General features: G+C 59.4%; 17 protein-coding genes and 1 pseudogene. 6 read left to right on the top strand and 12 right to left on the bottom strand.

The window, feature by feature from the left end; genetic code table 11:
* Nucleotides 1-210 precede the first annotated feature (210 nt).
* Nucleotides 211-1,617 (top strand): annotated as a pseudogene (locus KR100_RS00770) (glycosyltransferase); the annotation flags it as partial.
* Here KR100_RS00770 and purT read toward each other — a convergent pair.
* The 4 genes from purT to KR100_RS00745 form a co-directional block, all read right to left on the bottom strand.
* Nucleotides 1,616-2,782, bottom strand: a complete 1,167-nt coding sequence (gene purT, locus KR100_RS00765; RefSeq protein ID WP_038542398.1) for a formate-dependent phosphoribosylglycinamide formyltransferase — start codon at nt 2,780-2,782, stop codon at nt 1,616-1,618. The pseudogene KR100_RS00770 and the gene purT overlap by 2 nt on opposite strands.
* Before the next feature lie 872 nt (nt 2,783-3,654).
* Complete coding sequence (locus KR100_RS00755; protein ID WP_038547536.1) at nt 3,655-3,903, bottom strand: hypothetical protein; 249 nt, start codon at nt 3,901-3,903, stop codon at nt 3,655-3,657.
* 4 nt (nt 3,904-3,907) lie between these two features.
* Entirely contained in the window at nt 3,908-4,990 is a 1,083-nt protein-coding gene (gene mraY / locus KR100_RS00750) for a phospho-N-acetylmuramoyl-pentapeptide-transferase (RefSeq protein WP_038542395.1), read from the bottom strand.
* Nucleotides 4,991-5,101: 111 nt separating this feature from the next.
* A complete protein-coding gene (locus tag KR100_RS00745; RefSeq protein ID WP_204207739.1) occupies nt 5,102-5,353 on the bottom strand; it encodes a DUF3134 domain-containing protein in 252 nt (83 codons plus the stop codon).
* 69 nt (nt 5,354-5,422) lie between these two features.
* Here KR100_RS00745 and KR100_RS00740 point away from each other — a divergent pair, with 69 nt between their 5' ends.
* Both KR100_RS00740 and KR100_RS00735 read left to right on the top strand, forming a co-directional pair.
* Nucleotides 5,423-5,617, top strand: a complete 195-nt coding sequence (locus KR100_RS00740; protein WP_051847584.1) for a hypothetical protein — start codon at nt 5,423-5,425, stop codon at nt 5,615-5,617.
* Nucleotides 5,617-6,828 (top strand): argininosuccinate synthase, encoded by a 1,212-nt coding sequence (locus tag KR100_RS00735; RefSeq protein ID WP_038542388.1) that lies wholly within the window; start codon nt 5,617-5,619, stop codon nt 6,826-6,828. Before KR100_RS00740 ends, KR100_RS00735 begins: the two co-directional genes overlap by 1 nt.
* Here the strand turns inward: KR100_RS00735 and KR100_RS00730 are convergent.
* The 4 genes from KR100_RS00730 to KR100_RS00715 form a co-directional block, all read right to left on the bottom strand.
* Entirely contained in the window at nt 6,820-7,158 is a 339-nt protein-coding gene (locus tag KR100_RS00730) for a hypothetical protein (RefSeq protein WP_038542387.1), read from the bottom strand. The two genes, KR100_RS00735 and KR100_RS00730, sit on opposite strands and share 9 nt — an antisense overlap.
* Nucleotides 7,159-7,216: 58 nt before the next feature.
* The gene (gene rpsF, locus KR100_RS00725) at nt 7,217-7,591 is read right to left on the bottom strand and encodes a 30S ribosomal protein S6 (protein WP_038542385.1); all 375 of its coding nucleotides are present in this window, start codon (nt 7,589-7,591) and stop codon (nt 7,217-7,219) included.
* A gap of 80 nt (nt 7,592-7,671) precedes the next feature.
* A complete protein-coding gene (locus KR100_RS00720) occupies nt 7,672-8,145 on the bottom strand; it encodes a Tic20 family protein (protein WP_038542383.1) in 474 nt (157 codons plus the stop codon).
* 25 nt (nt 8,146-8,170) lie between these two features.
* The gene (locus KR100_RS00715) at nt 8,171-9,040 is read right to left on the bottom strand and encodes a shikimate dehydrogenase (protein ID WP_038542380.1); all 870 of its coding nucleotides are present in this window, start codon (nt 9,038-9,040) and stop codon (nt 8,171-8,173) included.
* A gap of 116 nt (nt 9,041-9,156) precedes the next feature.
* Between KR100_RS00715 and dnaK the strand changes: the two genes are divergently transcribed.
* Nucleotides 9,157-11,076 (top strand): molecular chaperone DnaK, encoded by a 1,920-nt coding sequence (gene dnaK / locus KR100_RS00710; RefSeq protein WP_038542379.1) that lies wholly within the window; start codon nt 9,157-9,159, stop codon nt 11,074-11,076.
* Between the two features lie 132 nt (nt 11,077-11,208).
* Here dnaK and pstS read toward each other — a convergent pair whose 3' ends face one another.
* The 3 genes from pstS to psbQ are packed head-to-tail and all read right to left on the bottom strand — an operon-like array spanning nt 11,209 to nt 13,805.
* On the bottom strand, nt 11,209-12,204 hold the full coding sequence (gene pstS, locus KR100_RS00705; RefSeq protein WP_038542377.1) for a phosphate ABC transporter substrate-binding protein PstS: 996 nt from the start codon (nt 12,202-12,204) through the stop codon (nt 11,209-11,211).
* A gap of 60 nt (nt 12,205-12,264) precedes the next feature.
* On the bottom strand, nt 12,265-13,347 hold the full coding sequence (locus KR100_RS00700; protein ID WP_051847254.1) for an FAD-dependent oxidoreductase: 1,083 nt from the start codon (nt 13,345-13,347) through the stop codon (nt 12,265-12,267).
* An 8-nt stretch (nt 13,348-13,355) separates the two neighbouring features.
* Nucleotides 13,356-13,805, bottom strand: a complete 450-nt coding sequence (gene psbQ, locus KR100_RS00695; protein ID WP_038542374.1) for a photosystem II protein PsbQ — start codon at nt 13,803-13,805, stop codon at nt 13,356-13,358.
* Between the two features lie 72 nt (nt 13,806-13,877).
* Here psbQ and purU point away from each other — a divergent pair, with 72 nt between their 5' ends.
* Both purU and KR100_RS00685 read left to right on the top strand, forming a co-directional pair.
* Nucleotides 13,878-14,732 (top strand): formyltetrahydrofolate deformylase, encoded by an 855-nt coding sequence (gene purU / locus KR100_RS00690; protein ID WP_038542372.1) that lies wholly within the window; start codon nt 13,878-13,880, stop codon nt 14,730-14,732.
* Between the two features lie 5 nt (nt 14,733-14,737).
* On the top strand, nt 14,738-16,009 hold the full coding sequence (locus KR100_RS00685) for an O-antigen ligase (RefSeq protein ID WP_239420360.1): 1,272 nt from the start codon (nt 14,738-14,740) through the stop codon (nt 16,007-16,009).
* Here KR100_RS00685 and KR100_RS00680 read toward each other — a convergent pair.
* Nucleotides 15,927-17,540 carry a radical SAM protein gene (locus tag KR100_RS00680; RefSeq protein WP_239420359.1) on the bottom strand — a complete coding sequence of 538 codons (1,614 nt, stop codon included), beginning with the start codon at nt 17,538-17,540 and terminating at the stop codon, nt 15,927-15,929. The two genes, KR100_RS00685 and KR100_RS00680, sit on opposite strands and share 83 nt — an antisense overlap.
* Between the last annotated feature and the right edge of the window lie 3 nt (nt 17,541-17,543).

The following is a 17,543-nucleotide window of genomic DNA, read 5'->3' as shown; positions in this document are numbered from 1 at the left end:
TATTTCAAATCAGTTACAAATTCGGTCGCGCCAATGTTCGACTAGTCGCTTGAGGCTTTCCTTCAGATTCGTTGTCTGAACAAGGATTCTGGCGAAATTCATTCCTCGATTCCATAGATGTCTAATATTTTTTTTACATTTAAGGCCCGCTTTCGACCCTAAACAAAATTTTGAAGGCTTTTGCCTTCCGTTGTTTGGCAGGTCATGCGTATGGGCATCCGGCTGTTACACCTGAATCTGCATGGGCTTCTGCGGCCCAGGGATCTGGAACTAGGTCGAGATGCTGATACCGGGGGTCAGACGCTGTACGTGATGGATCTGGTGCGCAGCCTGGCCAAACGGCCCGAGGTTGATCAGATCGATGTTGCGACGCGTCTGGTTCAGGATCCCAACGTTGCGGAGGACTATGGCCGCTCCCAGGAGCTGATTGTCCCGGGGGCACGCATTCTGCGATTTGCCTGCGGCCCTGAGGGCTATCTCCGCAAGGAGTTGCTCTGGCCGCATCTTGAGGAGCTGGCCGATCGCCTGGTGCAGCATCTGCGCCGCCCGGGTCAAGCGGTCGATTGGTTGCATGCCCATTACGCCGATGCCGGCTTCGTCGGGGCGATGGTCAGTCGACGTCTTGGGATTCCGCTGGTTTTCACGGGTCATTCCCTTGGACGCGAGAAGCGACGACGACTGTTGGCAGCGGGGCTCGATCTGCAGCAGATCGAACAGACCTACGCGATGAGCTCGCGCATCAAGGCTGAGGAGCTGGCTCTGGCCCAGGCTGATCTGGTGATTACCAGCACGAGACAGGAAGCTGATCATCAATATGCCTGCTATGGCCATTACGACCGAGGTGCTGCCGAGATCGTTCCTCCTGGTGTGGATGCGACCCGTTTTCACGCCGGTGGATCAGCTGACGAGCGTGCAGGCGTCGAGACGTTGTTAGCTCCGTTCCTCAGAAATCCTGAAAAACCTCCACTGCTGGCGATTTCGAGAGCTGTCCGCCGCAAGAACATTCCCGCGCTTGTTGAAGCCTTTGGACGTTCAACGAAGCTTCGAGAGCATCACAATCTGGTGCTCATCCTCGGCTGTCGTGATGATCCTGAGCGGCAGGAAGCGCAGCAGCGCAAGGTGTTTCAACAGATTTTCAAGCTTGTCGACCGCTACGACCTGTATGGAACGGTGGCGTTCCCGAAACGCCATCGGCGTGATCAGGTTCCAGCGCTTTACCGCTGGGCAGCCCATCACCGCGGCATTTTTGTCAATCCGGCTCTGACGGAACCGTTCGGACTCACTCTGTTGGAGGCCGCGGCCTGCGGATTGCCAATGGTGGCCACGGATGATGGCGGGCCTCGCGATATTCACTCCCGTTGCAACAACGGCCGTCTTGTTGATGTGACCGATCCCGTCGATCTTCAGACAACCCTTGAGCAGGCTTTGTCTGATTCAGACCGCTGGACCCGATGGAGTGAGAACGGGTTGAACTCCGTCAGCCGTCACTTCAGCTGGGATGCCCATGTTGATCGCTATCTGGATCTTCTCCAGCAGCATCAACATCGTGACTCTTCTCACAACACTGCTGCTTTGCCGGCGTCCGTTGGTCGGCCCAGGCACCAGCGGTCTCTCGTCAGTTCCCGCACACCTTGATGCATGCCGCTGCACGGTCCGCTTTTGAGCGGGCGTCAGCCATCGATTCAGCGCGGGCAAGGGCCACACCCATGCGACGGCCGGGTCTGGCAGTCGGCTTGCCGAAGAGCAGAACCTGGGTGTCAGCTTCTGCAAGGGCATCACCCACGCCCTCGTAGTTCACGCATTCCAGAGTCTCTTCGGCAAGAATCACCCGACTGGCTGCAGCTTCTGCAGTCCGCAGCTGTGGGATTGGCAGATTTAAAACAGCCCGCAAATGCAGCTCGAATTCACTCAGGTTCTGGCTGATCAGCGTCACCAGGCCGGTGTCATGGGGACGCGGCGACAGTTCTGAAAAGATCACCTCCTCACCGCAGAGAAAAAATTCCACCCCAAACAGACCAACCCCACCGAGATGGTCCGTCACGGTGCGGGCCATGGTCTGAGCCTGCCGGAGTTGCTGGGCAGTCAGGTCGGCTGGTTGCCAACTGTTCTGGTAATCGCCCCGTTCCTGCTCGTGGCCGATGGGTGCGCAAAACAGGGTCTCACCACTGTGCTGACGCACGGTTAGTAGCGTGATTTCAAGATTGAACCGTAGAAATTCCTCCACGATCACGCGTGTGGAGATGCCGCGGGCACCATCCATGGCCTTTGACCAGGCTTGTGCCAGTCCCTCCGGGCCTTCGACGACGCTTTGACCTTTGCCTGACGAACTCATCACCGGTTTCACCACCACTGGCCAGCCCAGGGGTCCTGCTGCCTGGGCGAGCTGTTCAGCGCTGCTGGCGTAGGCGAAGCGAGCCGTCCGCAACCCAAGCTCTCCTGCCGCCAGATCACGGATTCGATCACGGTTCATCGTCACAGCCGTGGCGTTGGCGGTGGGAATGATCGTGATGCCCTCCTTTTCCAATTGCGTGAGGGCATTGACAGCGAGGGCCTCAATTTCAGGGATCACCACATCGGGACGGTGGCGCTGTACAACCTCCAGAAGAGCCTGGGCATCGGTCATGGGCAGGACCTCCGCCTGATCAGCGACTTGCATGGCTGGAGCACCGCCATAGCGATCACAGGCGATCACCCTGCATCCAAGTCGTTGGGCTGCGATCACAACCTCCTTACCCAGTTCTCCACTTCCCAGAAGCATCACGGTGCGAGGAAAGAGGCTCATGACCGGCTTCGGTTGCAGGTCACACCAATCAATCAGAGCACTGGTAGGACCGTTGGCAATCGATCACTGATCACCACAACGATTCATTTGAATGTTGCCGTGATCAATCCGATGAGTTATCACTGAAGAACGGCGTTCATTCCATCATGTCTGAGTAGACTGGTTCATCGGATCCCACCACAACAGAAACAACAACCTCATACATTCCAGACAGCACAACACAATATTCTTGGATATTTAGTTTCGATGCTTCAGGTGCTGCTGTGAAATTAAGAAGGGTAATACCAAGGCTTTTGTTTTCGACCCTGAAGACAGCACAGACATCATCACTTTTTCAGATCGATCCGATCGTTTTTCGGGTCCATGAACCTGGAGAAACTTGCTAAGAATTTCAATAAACACTACGACGTCAACGATCTGCCAGAGGAGTGATCTCCAGTTATCAGGAGAATGGTGAATGGCACAACCATGCGGTTACAATTAAAAATACCAAGAAAAAGAATCAAAAATATTATATAGAAGTGGTAACTTCTGCTGATTGGCCTGATTATCAGGACACCCTTCACTCAACGAACTTCTTTGTGGATTCCTGGGAGGCCGAGGCGACCCCTATGTCGTATTACGTGCCAGGAGTAACACTTTTAACAACGATCACAAGCACGAATCATGTTGCTGCTCACTTCCTCATGGATTATGGACAGATTTAACCTTTAGTTATTGTTGTTCTGGCTCCATATTTCACCAATCAGCCAGACCCCGATGAAACCTACTGAGGATATCCCGAAATAAATCAGTCCCCAGCGCAGAACTCGGTCTGGGTTGGAGGCAGCTGCCGATAGAAGATCGGCCGTGGTTGAGAGCAATTTCTCCATTTAATCGTCGAGGTCGGGCATCAATGTGAGTTGTCGCACTGGGGATTCTTCACTGACAAATCCCCATGCTTTGAAAACAGCAGCATCTGGATGCGTGATGCGTTGTTCGCTTCCTTTTCGGGACAGGACAAAACCTTCGTCGGCCATCCGCCGCATCAGGCTGGCGGATTCCTCGAAGCGTGCCGCCATGGCCTCAAGGCTGGCGCAGTCGCCGGTGAGACCCTGTTCTCTCCAGGTGAAGTACGTCATCAGGTCAGCCGATTGGTCGAAGCACAAGGCCAAGAATCACCATGCCGAGCGTGGCCAGCCAAAAGCATGGCACCACCGTGCGCTCGCTGGTGCCTCCCAATTCGAAGTGGTGATGCAACGGTGCCATTCGAAAGACACGCCGGCCTTGTCCGTCGACGTCTTTGGTGGCTTTGAACACCCAGACCTGGACAATCACTGAAAGAGATTCCGCCAGGAACACCCCTCCCATCAAAAGCAGGGGCCAGAGGCTGTCCGAGAGGAGTGCGACAGCACTGAGTGCTGCTCCCATGGCCAATGAACCGGTATCCCCCATGAAGGCACGGGCCGGATTGCGGTTGTGCATGAGGAAACCGAGCCAGGCCCCAGCCATGGCCATGCAGAAACCGGCGATGGCCGGATCGCCGGAGTGACCACGGAGCATCAGTTGGATCGCCATGCCTGCGAAGACGAGGGCACCACAGCCGCTGGCCAGACCATCGAGTCCGTCGGTGAGGTTGGTGGCGTTGCTTTCGGCCAGGAACACGAACAAGCCAAGGGGCCAGATCATTAATCCCAGCGACAGGCTGATTCCGAAGGGCAGCGAGACCTGATCACTGATCCATCCCTGCCAGGCAGCCACCGCCAGAAAGAGCACGGCTGCCAGGGCTTGCAACAGCAGCTTTCCGCGCGGAGTCAGGCCGGTGTTCGTCTGTTTCGTCAGACTTTGCCAGTCGTCGAATCCGCCGATCACCATGTAAGCCAGGGTCACGGTGGCAATCGCCAGCAGCTGCTGTCCGGCGCTGCCGCTCACACTCACGAGGCTGCCGATGATGGTTCCAACAGGGACGATGAGCAGTCCCCCCATCGTTGGGGTCCCGGCTTTGTTTCGATGGCCTTGTGGTCCCTCCTCCCGGATCACCTGACCCATTTTCAAGGCCCTCAACCGAGGGATCCCCACGGCTGCTGTGAGGAAGGCCAGCAAGGTCGCGATCAGCAGCGGCAGGCTCAGCTGCGCATTGGGGATCCACTTGTCAGACGCGAAGCTGCTGCCGATCACCAGCAGGATCAGCAGAGCTGCACTGAGCGATCCGTTCTCCCACCACGGCATGGGCCGGCTCGGTGAGGGGGAACGGGCTGAATCGTTCACAAACGACGGATCTGACGCTGGGACCTTACGTGAGCTGACCTGCCTCCACCAACCTGATGTTCAGGCAGCGAATCAGTCTTCCCACTGCTCCTCGTTCTGCTCGTCGGCGTTGTTGTAATCCTCTTTTTCGCCCATCAGAGCCGAGAGTTCCTCTTCTTCGACCGTGCTCACTTCAGGTGATCCGGATTCTTCATCAGCCACCAGTCGACCGCTGCTTTCCAGCCAGCTGAGGAGGTCAGGTTCCTCTCGCAGCGGAAGCACCGGCGCCGGATCCTTGCGCCCGTAACGGGTCAGGGAAGGGTTGATGCTGTCGAGTGCGCTCATGCCGCTGCAGGCCATCAATCCTTCAACATAGACGACGCTTGCCCTTCCCTCTTGAAGAAGGTTGTCACGATGGTCGGAACCTGGGGTTCGGCCCTGGTGGTCAGTTTCGGTCTCCGTCGCTGGGGCTCGTTGCATCCGGATCCTCTCAGCGCTCCGCTGCCGCTGGTGCTGCTGTTCGTCTCTGCTCCGGCCCTCATTCTGAGTCTCTGGCTGCTGGTCCCCGGGAAGGGAGAATCAGTCGACTGTGAACAGGAGTCCCTCTGATGGGCCGCGCCAAAAAAGTAGTGCTTGCCTATTCCGGCGGAGTGGATACCAGCGTCTGCATCCCTTATCTGATGCAGGAGTGGGGCGTGCAGGAGGTGATCACCTTTGCGGCGGATCTTGGTCAGGGCGATGAACTGGAGCCGATTCGTCAGAAGGCTCTGGATGCAGGAGCGAGTCAGTCTCTTGTGGGCGACTTGATTCAGCCGTTCATCGAGGAATTCGCCTTCCCCGCGATCCGTGCGAATGCTTTATACGAGGGTCGCTATCCCCTGTCCACGGCCCTGGCGCGTCCCTTGATTGCCCGGCGACTGGTTGAGGTGGCACAGGAGATGGGTGCGGATGCCGTTGCCCATGGCTGTACGGGCAAGGGCAACGACCAGGTCCGTTTTGACGTAGCGATCGCCGCGTTGGCACCGGACCTGAAGGTGTTAACTCCCGCCCGCGAGTGGGGCATGAGTCGGGAGGAGACGATTGCCTATGGCGAGCGTTGTGGGATTCCTGCTCCTGTGAGCAAGAAATCGCCTTATTCCATCGATCTCAACTTGCTCGGACGCAGTATCGAGGCCGGTCCGCTGGAAGATCCCATGGTGGCTCCTCCTGAAGAGGTGTTTGCCATGACCGCCTCCGTTGATCAGGCACCTGATCAACCGGAGGAGATTGACGTTCATTTTGAAGCGGGCAATCCCGTGGCCATCAATGGGCAGCCTCTGAATCCGGTTGCGATGATCCGCGAAGCCAATCGTCTCGCTGGAATCCATGGCATCGGGCGTCTCGACATGATCGAGAACCGGGTCGTTGGCATCAAATCCCGCGAGATCTACGAAACTCCAGGGCTGCTGCTCCTGATCCAGGCCCATCAGGAATTGGAGAGTCTGACGCTGGCAGCCGATGTGCTGCGCAGCAAACGCCAGCTTGAGATGCAATGGGCCGATCTCGTTTATCAGGGGCTTTGGTTTGGTCCTCTGAAGGATGCGCTGGATGGCTTCATGGATCGCACGCAGCAACACGTCAACGGCGTTGTGCGGCTTCGTCTGCAGAAGGGCAATGCGACCGTGATCGGCCGCGGCTCGTCCGAGAGCAGCCTCTACGTTCCGTCGATGGCGTCCTATGGCAGTGACGATCAGTTCGATCATCGTGCTGCAGAGGGTTTTATCTACGTCTGGGGTCTGCCGACACGTCTCTGGGCCGCCAACAAGCGCACGTCAAGCTGAGCGTTGTCGCCGGCGCAGCAGTGCTGGAATGTTCGGTATCGGTAAGCGCACCACATTGGTTGGGCCCCCGGTCACCATCGGCGGTTTGCAGGCCTGAGGATCAGCCGATTGTTCAGCAAGCAACCGGTATCGCTCGAGCAGTGGCTCAAGACGCTGCTGGAACTTCCGCTCGAACAGATCGGGCAGGTCTTCCAGCAGTGCCTCGTAGGACCTCACCTGGTCTTCAAGGTCCTCAATCCTGCTTTTCAAGCCTTCAACGTCGCAACCCTGATTGGACTCTTTCATCCAATCGGGTTGCGGTGCCTGATGGAAGGGGTCGAGGGAATCCATGAACGGACGCTATCGCCCGCCCATCCAGCACACAACCAGGTTCCGTTGAAGCGTTCGATCAGGAGGCTGAACCTGCAGCAGCTTCCTGTGGTTGCTGTGCAGGTTCGCTGCCCGGCACCACCCGTGGAGCAGGCAGAGGGCCTTCCTGTTTGACAGTGAGGTAGCGGATCACGTCCTCACTGAGCCGCATCGTTTTTTCGAGGACGCCGACGTGCTGTCCGTCGCCGTTGTGGCTCAGCTGGACGTAGATCCCTTCCTTGTGCTTGTTGATTGGGTAGGCCAGACGCCGTTTTCCGCGCATCTGGTTGTCCAGCACCTCAGCACCTGCCTCAACGAGGACATCGCGGTATTTGGTGAGGTGGCTTTCGACTTCCTCCTCCGGAATATCCGGACGAAGGATGTACATGGTCTCGTAGTAGGGATCGTGCGTCATGGACTGCTCCGACGGGGGCTTCAGGCTCACTGGGTGAGCGACGAATCCAACACCCTATCCCCTGGCTGGTCTGTCCCTTTTCAGTACAGCTGCATGCGTGTGGCCTGACTGATCCCCGGCAGGTCTGGTTCGTGTCCCTGCAGGCACTCCACCAGAGCGAACACGAGGATCGCCAGGGTGGCGATGACGACGGTGCTGGAGAGCGTTCGGATCAGCAGGCCGCTGCCCCCCAGAGGTTGCAGAAGGATCGTGAAGGCGAACCCCAGCACGACCAGGATGATGTCCGTCAGCAAGGCCTGGAGCGTGTTGAAGCGCAGGAAATAGGGCACGGAAGGGTTGCGCACCACCGCCAGAAAAAGCACGAAAAACAGCAGCAGCCCGCCAAATCCGAAGGGGACGCTGCTTTCGAGCAGAACGAGGGGAAGGGCCGGTAGCTCTAACCACGCCATCCAGGGATATTGCTGAAACAGGGGTCCGCTGAATTGGATGGCATCGCTCCAGGGCAGCAGATACATCAGTGGGGCGACCAGTCGCTGCCAGGTAGGAATCTCCACGACACCAAAAAGAGCTGTGCTGACGCTAGGCCTTCAGAACCTTCAGGGCTTCCAAACGCATCACATCGACCGGCACATCCTGGTGACCACTCCAAATCCTCAAGGAAGCGGCTCCCTGCTGCACGAGCATCTCGAGGCCGTCGATGCAGTGAAAACCCCGCTCCAGCCCCATCGCCAGCCAGGGCGTCGGTCGTGGTGTGTAGATGAGGTCATACAGCGTGATGCCCTCCGGCAGGTTGTTCCACGTCGCCAGACCAAGGGGGACGCCATCGGCGCCGTCGTGTTCAGCCATCCCGACAGGTGTGGTGTTGACCACCAGATCGCTGGCTCTGATCTCTTCCGGGAGCGATGGATCGTCAATCAGGCATCCACGAACGGGAGCTTGCTGCAAGGAGAGTTCCGAGATGAAGCTTGAGAGCGCTTCCCTGCGTCTGCCGACCACCGTCAACGATTGAAGAGCCAGGGTCTGCAACCCCGCCACGACCGCCCGTGCCGATCCTCCGTTGCCGATGACCAGTGCTCGTCGAGCCTGCCACTCCCCCCGTTCTTTTAGGGGAGCCAGGAATCCCTCGACATCCGTGTTGCTCCCACGCCACCGTCCCGAGTCGAGGGGACTCAGAGTGTTCACGGCGCCGAGACGTTTCGCCAATGGGCTGAGCTCGCTGCAGTGGCTGGCCGCATTTTGCTTGTGGGGAATGGTGACATTCAGGCCCCGACAGCCGACAGCGTGCAGTCCCTGCAGGACCGCCGCCAGATTCCCGCTCACACAGGGCAGGGGCACATAGGACCAGTTCAACCCCATCGTCTGCAGAGCAGCGTTCTGCATCACAGGCGAGAGGGAATGCCGCACCGGATCACCGAGCAGTCCCAGCAGAGCTGTTCCACCGTTGATCATTCTCGCGCCGGATCGCCCATCCAGCCTGCCTGTTCGGGAACCACACCTCGCCTGTCAAGGGCTCTGCTGATGAAGATGACGTGGTTCAGAACCGCATTTTCAGGAGGTGGGCACCGATGGGCAAGGTTGTCGGCATTGACCTTGGCACCACGAACAGCTGCGTATCCGTGATGGAGGGTGGCAAGCCCACCGTCATCGCCAACGCCGAGGGCTTCCGCACGACGCCCTCCGTGGTTGCTTACACCAAGAATCAGGACCAGTTGGTCGGACAGATCGCCAAACGTCAGGCGGTCATGAATCCCGACAACACCTTCTATTCCGTCAAGCGTTTCATCGGCCGTCGTGTTGATGAAGTCAATGAGGAATCCAAGGAAGTGAGCTACGGCGTCGAGAAGGCCGGCTCCAACGTCAAGGTGAAGTGCCCGGTTCTCGACAAGCAATTCGCCCCTGAAGAGGTGTCAGCCCAGGTGCTGCGCAAGCTGGCGGAAGATGCGGGCAAGTATCTCGGTGAGACCGTGACCCAGGCGGTGATCACCGTTCCCGCCTACTTCAACGATTCCCAGCGTCAGGCCACCAAGGACGCCGGCAAGATCGCCGGTCTTGAGGTGCTGCGCATCATCAACGAGCCCACCGCGGCGGCCCTCGCCTACGGCCTCGACAAGAAGAGCAACGAGCGCATCCTGGTCTTCGATCTGGGTGGCGGCACATTTGACGTTTCCGTTCTGGAAGTCGGTGACGGCGTGTTCGAGGTGCTCTCCACCGCAGGTGACACCCACCTCGGCGGTGACGACTTCGACAAGGTGATCGTTGACCACCTGGCCGAGACCTTCAAAGCCAATGAAGGGATTGACCTGCGTCAGGACAAGCAGGCTCTGCAGCGTCTGACCGAGGCGGCAGAGAAGGCCAAGGTTGAGCTCTCCAACGCCACCCAGAGCGAGATCAACCTGCCGTTCATCACGGCAACCCCTGAGGGTCCCAAGCACCTGGATCTCACCCTCACCCGCGCCAAGTTCGAGGAACTGGCCTCCAAGCTGATCGACCGTTGCGCCATGCCTGTGGAGCAGGCGCTCAAGGACGCCAAGCTCTCCTCCGGTGAGCTGGACGAAATCGTGATGGTGGGTGGCTCCACCCGCATCCCGGCCGTGCTGGAGCTGGTCAAGCGCATCACCGGCAAGGATCCCAATCAGACCGTCAACCCCGACGAAGTGGTTGCTGTTGGTGCCGCCATCCAGGGCGGTGTGCTGGCCGGTGAGGTCAAGGACATCCTGCTGCTGGACGTCACTCCGCTCTCCCTGGGTGTCGAAACCCTCGGCGGCGTGATGACCAAAATGATCAGCCGCAACACCACGGTGCCGACCAAGAAGTCGGAGACCTACTCAACCGCGGTGGATGGTCAGACCAACGTGGAAATTCACGTGCTCCAGGGCGAGCGCGAGATGGCCTCCGACAACAAATCGCTTGGAACCTTCCGTCTCGATGGCATTCCTCCGGCTCCCCGGGGCGTGCCTCAGATCGAGGTGACCTTCGACATCGATGCCAACGGCATCCTCAGCGTCACCGCCAAGGACAAGGGCAGCGGCAAGGAGCAGTCCATCTCGATCACCGGTGCGTCGACCCTCTCGGATTCCGAGGTCGACAAGATGGTGAAGGACGCCGAGGCCAATGCCAGCGCTGATAAGGAGAAGCGCGAGAAGATCGATCTAAAGAATCAGGCTGAAACCCTCGTCTATCAGGCTGAGAAGCAGATGGGCGAACTGGGCGACAAGGTTGATGCCGATGCGAAGGCCAAGCTTGAGGACAAGCGTCTCAAACTCAAGGAAGCCGTTGAAAAGGATGACTACGACGCGATGAAGACCCTGCTGGAGGACCTTCAGCAGGAGCTCTACACCGTCGGGGCGTCTGTGTATCAGCAAGCCGGCGCAGAAGCCGGAGGTGCTGCACCGGGTGGCGATTCCGGTAACGGTGCGGCCCCTGGCAATGGCTCGGGCCCCTCAAGCGATGACGTCATCGATGCGGAGTTCACCGAATCGAAGTGATCGCCTGGATCGGCATCTGTCGATGTCAGCTGATGAATCGGGGCCCCTTGGGCCCCTTTTTTGATGTCCCGACGGTCTGCACCCTGAAGTCAGGGTGTTGCATCAGACTAGGCAGTGACCTCAGACCAGTGATCAATCACTGATCGTTTGCATGGCAGCAAGGGATTTTTCAACGACTTCTGCCGGAAGACTCACATAACCAAGCTCGGGGGCCTGGCTTTGAGCCGTGTCGGAGAGCATGAACTCAAAGGTTTTCTTCAGGGCGGCCGTCTTGCCACCGTTGCCTGCTTTGTAGGCCAGCACCCAGGTGAAGGTGACGATCGGATAGCCCCCTTCCGGATTCGGATTGCCTCCGATCAGATCGGGGCCCAGGTCAATGGAACCCAGAGCTTCGCTGGCAGTGGCATTGGTGGGCTTCACCTGTTCATCGGATGCGTTCTGCAATGCAGCGGCCTGCAGATCACCCTTCACGTAGGCCAGTTCCAAATAGCCGATGCCTCCATCGATCTGATTCAGCTGGGCGGACACACCTTCGTTGCCTTTTGCTCCAACGCCGGTTGGCCACTTCACTGACTTGTCTGCACCAACATCCTTCTTCCACTCAGGGCTGATGGCTTCCAGATGTTTCGTGAAGTTGTAGGTGGTTCCGGAGCCATCGGAACGGTGAACCACGTTGATCGCCTTGTCGGTACAGCCGAGTTCGCTGTAGTTCTTAATCTGTCCGAGAAAAATGCCTGCCAGTTGTTTTTGGGTGAGTGATAGATCGCAGTCGAGATTGTTGTAAGCCACGGCGATCGCACCAGCGGTCATCGGGATTTGCACGACTCCGCGACTCACCTCGGCGATGGCTTCGGCCTTCATCGGCTTATCGGATGCGCCGAAATCAACGGTTCCGGCTGTGAACTGACGGACGCCGGCGCCGGAGCCCACCGACTGGTAATTGACGCTGACACCTTCGGGAGCCAACTCCTGAAACCAGCGCTGGTAGATCGCAGCTGGAAAGGATGCGCCGGCAGCGTTGAGTGCACCACTGTCCTGCTCACTGCCACCTCCACAGGAGACAAGGGTCACACTCGTCGAGACAGCAGCGATGGTCGTCAGGGCCTGATGGATCTTGAAACGACGCATACTTTTGGCTCGTGGTGAACATCAACCAAGAGACCTTATGTGAGCCATTTCTCGATGTGGTTAAGAAATGGATAACGACCCTGCTGGTTCATCAGTCAATGTTGTCTCCACCCATTCCGCGGTGGCTGGTGCCAACAACACACCATTGCGGTAGTGGCCAGACGCCAGAAGCAGACCGGGTTCAAGTTGCTCAAGCAGTGGTGCGGGCCGATCGACGGGCCGCGCCCGCAGGCCCGACCACTGTTCGATCGGGGTTGCCGTCCTGAGCCATGGCAGCGTTGAACCAAGCTGACTTCGCATCAACTCAAGGCACCTCGGTTGGGCTTGATCTCCTGGCTCCAACGTGGCTCCAAGCAGCAGACGTCCAGGTTGTTGTGGAACGAGGTTGAAGCCTTGAAGGCTGAGCACCGCCGGCCAGTCGGTCCAGTCCGCAGGCCCATCCTTGAGTTCAAGATCGATCACCTGACCAAGCACCGGTGTCATGGCTCGTTGGTGGCCCAACGGAGCGAGCAACGCCTCGCTGTTAAGAGCTGTGCAGATCACGACGGCTTCGTAGTCCCTGCAATCCTCCCGATCGGTTTCGACGCCCCAGCGCGGACAACGGTTCGTTCCGGTTCGTCTCAGGTTGAGGACCTTGCTGGGGTGTTTCCGGACCGAAACCCTGGCCATGGCGAGACGGAGGGCCCGTTGCAGGACCAATGGTTCGAGGCGCCCATCCCGTTCAGAGCACAGTCCACCGATGCAAGCCACGGGTTTATCCATTGCTGGAACCAGTTGCAGGCCAAGGCCCTGGCGACGCTCCGCCAGGGTCTGCATGCGCTTCAGGCCGTCGTCGTCATCGGCCAGCTGGATCAGGGGGCTGTCCAGCTGCAGTGCCGGTTCAAATCTCTGCATGGCCTTGATCCATTGCGGCCACAGGGCCATGCTTCGCTGGCGCAGCCGCCAGCCGCGGCCACTGTGGCGTCGGTAGACGTTCCCCATGAGCACCCCCAGAGAGGCGCTGCTCCCGTTTCGTTCCGTTGTGTTGGGGCCTGAATCGACTGCAACAGCGAGCCTGGGGTCATAGAGACACACGGAATGGCCGCAGTCGGCAAGATGCCAGGCCGTTCCGGCGCCAACGACGCCGGCACCGACGACGGCGATCGACCGTTTCAGCTCAGCGCCTCGGCGGGTATGACATCGGCGTAGGCATCGAAGCCCGCCGCCACAGCGCTGTAAGCCCGCTGCATCCGGGCTGGATCCTGAAGCCTGGATGCCTCATCCAGTTCAGCGAGCGCCGCCTTGAGGGATCGGGCCAGCTTGTCCGCCTGTTTTCGCTCTGATCGACTCAACCGCTGGTTGATGTAGAGCATCTCTCTCCCCACTTCCTGCATCGGGCCGTGGATGAGGTTGCGTGTGAATGTCCAGTTCTCGTCGCTCACCAACGTGGCCAGTTCAGGAAGACGTTCTTCGGCGCTCATGAAGGCTTCCGCCTGGCGACGGATCACGGCCATGTCTTCAGGTTTGACGGTGTCCGCATGGCTTGCTGCCGGTGCGAGGAGTCCCAGGGAAAGGGCGATGCAGAGGCAGAACGCAGCGAATCGGCGCAGGGCGTTCAGCATGGGAAATACAAGAATTCAAGGACTTTAACCAGCCCCTTCGCCACGGGAGAATCAGCTTTTCAAAGCGTTTCCGTGACGGCAGCGACCGTGATCCTGCAGCTGATCTGTGCGGATCGTCCTGGACTGGTGAGTGAGCTTGCCGGCTGGGTGGCAGCCAATGGTGGCAACATCCGCCATGCCGACCACCACACCGATGCCGGCGCCGGCGTGTTTCTCAGCCGGATCGAATGGGAGCTGGAGGGATTCGGGATCCCTCGCCAGGCTCTGCCTGCAGCGGCACAGGCACTCGCCGAGCGACTCTCTGGTCAGGCACAGCTGCATTTTTCGGATGCCTGGCCGAAGGTCGCCATTTTCGCGAGCAAGCAGAGCCATTGTCTGGTGGATCTGCTCTGGCGTGTGCAGAGCGGTGAGCTGCCGATGAAGGTGCCTCTGGTGATTGCCAATCACCCGGATCTTGAGTCTCTCTGTGCGGGGTTTGGCGTCCGTTTTGTTTGCATTCCCTCCAGCAAGGAGAACAAGCCTGAGGTGGAGAAGCGCATTCTCGGCTTGTTGGAGGACAACCAGATTGAGTTGGCGGTTTTGGCGAAATACATGCAGGTGTTGAGCGCTGATTTCCTGGCCCGATTTCCTGATGTGATCAATATCCACCATTCGTTTTTGCCTGCTTTCAAAGGGGCTCAGCCCTACCAGCGGGCCTGGGATCGCGGCGTCAAGCTCATCGGGGCCACGGCGCACTATGTGACGGAGGAGTTGGACGACGGCCCGATCATCGAGCAGACCACCGTTCCCGTCAGTCACCGCGATGAGGTGGCGGATCTGATTCGTAAGGGGCGCGATACCGAGCGCATGGCTCTGGCACGCGCGCTGCGGTTGCATCTTCAGCGGCAGGTGATCGTTTACCGCGGACGTACAGCGGTCTTCGCGTGAGAGGTGTGTTCAGCATCAAATCACCGGGTTGGCTGGCTTTTCAGTTCGGTCTGTTTCTGTTGCCGTCGAGCGCTTTGCTGGCAGGCGTTTGCCTGTTTGTCAGCTGTGTTGCCGGCAGTCGCAATCGGGCCGAGGTTCCCCTGAACGACCCCTGGATGCGTCCCTTGCTGCTGGCAGCCGTTCTGATGCTGATCGGCGCAATCCTGGCCGACGATGCGGGTCTGGCCTGGGCCGGACTCGCCAACTGGATTCCGTTTTTCTGGGGCTTCTGGGCGTTTCGTCCCTTCCTGCTTACAGCCTCGCGCCGTCAGCGGGCGGCCCGATGCCTGCTGGCGGGCACAGTGCCGGTGCTGATCACAGGCTTTGGCCAGATGCAGCTTGGCTGGACGGGGCCCTGGCAGTTGTTCGGGGGCGGAATCATCTGGTTTCTCGCTCCAGGTGGGCAGCCGGAAGGTCGCTTATCCGGTCTGTTTGATTACGCCAACATCGCCGGGGCCTGGTTGGCCGTGGTGTGGTCGTTTGCTCTGGCGGCGGTGTTGGCCCGACGCGATCCCCTTTGGTGTCGTGCTCTGGCATTCCTGCTGGCTGCGGCGATCGTCGCGGCAGTCGTGCTCACCCGTTCCAGGAACGCCATGGCGGCCCTGCCACTCGCCGTGCCTTGGGTGCTCGGACCCGCCCAGTGGTGGTGGCTGTTTCCCCTGTTTCTTCTGCTCTCGGCACCGCTGTTGCTGGCCGTGTTGCCCGGGGTGCCTGCAGCGATCCAGCAGTGGGCTGAAGCCCTCCTGCCGGCCAGCTTGCGACAGCGTCTCCTGGAGGGACAGTCCAATGACAGCCTTACCCGCCTGGCTCAATGGCGTTTCGGTCTGCAACTGATCAGCCAGCGTCCCTGGTTTGGGTGGGGAGCGGCGGCCTTCAGTGTTCTGTATCCGATCCATGCTCAGCGGAGGTGGCACGGCCACTCCCACAACCTTCCGATCGAGCTTGGTGTCAGCCATGGGTGGCCCGTCGCCGTTCTGGTGGTGGGGCTGGTGCTTGTCCTTTTGGTGATCGCCCTGCGACGGGGCATGCTCAAACGCGGCCCGATGGATCGGGCCTGGTGGGCCGCTTCTTTTGTGCTGGTTGGCATGCACGCCACTGATCTGCCGTTCTTTGACAGTCGCCTCAATCTTCTTGGTTGGATCCTTCTGGCCGGACTCAGCGGCTTTCTTCAGAGCCATGACGCTCCAGAGCCAGATCACGATGGTTCCGCAGTGTTTCCGCAGACAGCGGACCTCTGAGATGGGTCCAGGGAAGAATCCTTGATCCCTCCCAGGTGTCCTGAACCAGATCCTTCCAGGGGGATGGTTCTGGCAGTTCAGGCCCTGGCATGGGCTCCAACTCATGGTTGAGTGCAGCCCGGTAGGCCCTCTTCCAGCCACCGATGCTGTCCCGCGCCTCACCAACAGCAGCAATGACGGGGGCAAGACGACGATCTCCCCTGGACAGGAGGGACTGGATGACACTCCATCCGTAGCTTTCCGGTCGGAATTCAATTCCTTTCGGTTTGAGCTGTTTGGCCAGTCGTTTCAGTCGTTTCTCGGCTTCCGGCCGCACGCCCTGCCACTGAAACGGGGTCTGGGCTTTGGGAACGAATGTGCTCACGCCGAGGGTGAAGCGCAGTCCCTTGGTTGATCTCTTCAGGCCAAGCAACAGCTCAGCGGTCGCATCCACATCGTCGTCGGTTTCGCTGGGCAGGCCCACCATTCCGTAGAGCTTCAGACCCTTGAGTCCTCCCTGGCGGGCATGGCTTGCCGCCGCCTCGATCTCCTCGTGGCTGAGTTTCTTGTTCACCAGTTCACGCATTCGCTGGCTGCCGCTTTCGATCGCAATGGTGAGCGAACGACTGCCCCGTTTCGCCAGGATCCGACTAAGGTCCGGCGTCACCGTGGCGGCTCTCACCGAGCTCACACTGACGCGCGTGTCATCAAAGTGATCCTGATCCAGCCACTGGAGCAGTTCATTGAATTGCGGATGCTGAGTGACCGATGCCCCCAGCAGTCCCAGTCGGCGGGTGACCATCAGGCCTTGTTCCACGGCTGGAATGAGGCCGTCATCCAGGGAAGCTGTCCGGAAGGGAAGGGTCAGATAGCTGGCCAGGCAGAAACGACAGAGTTCCGGACAACTGCGCACCACTTCCACCATGTGGATGTCCGGCCAGGCAGCCTCAGGGGTGATCACCGTGGAGTGACTCAGGGTGTTCCCCCGCCAGGTTTGCTTTTCGGCGGTCGCTGGGACATCCGAGTCGATCGGATCGACGGCCACCAGCTGGCCGCTGCTGTCGTAGCGGGGGACATACAGCGCCGGGATATAGACACCAGGCACCTGGGACAACCTCCGCAGGCGTTCCTCTCGAGGTGCGGAACGGCAGCTCAGCAGCGCGGTGATGAAGGCCGGCAGCAGCTGTTCGCCGTCCCCTAGAAGGACGGCATCAAAAAACGGGGCGAGGGGTTCCGGGTTGGCCGTGAGCACCGGACCGCCTCCGAACACGATGGGATCCTCGTCATTGCGCTGGGCTGACCAGAGCGGAATCCGCTGACGGCTGAGCAAGTCCGGCAACACAGGCCCATCCAGTTCCCAGCTCAGGGAGAGCCCAAAAAGATCACAGCGGCGGTGCATGGGGTCGCCTTGATCCGTGAACAGGCGTCGAACATCCACGTCCTGACGTCGGGCCAGGGTGGCCCAGACGACCTGGTATCCCAGGCTGGTGATGCCGACCGAATAGGTGCTGGGGAAGGCCAGCACGGCGCGCAGGGCACCGGGTTCCGGCACTGC

Source organism: Synechococcus sp. KORDI-100 (assembly GCF_000737535.1).
GTDB lineage: Bacteria > Cyanobacteriota > Cyanobacteriia > PCC-6307 > Cyanobiaceae > Parasynechococcus.
Note: the sequence above shows the minus strand (reverse complement) of the source record. Positions and strands in the feature narration are given on the sequence as shown.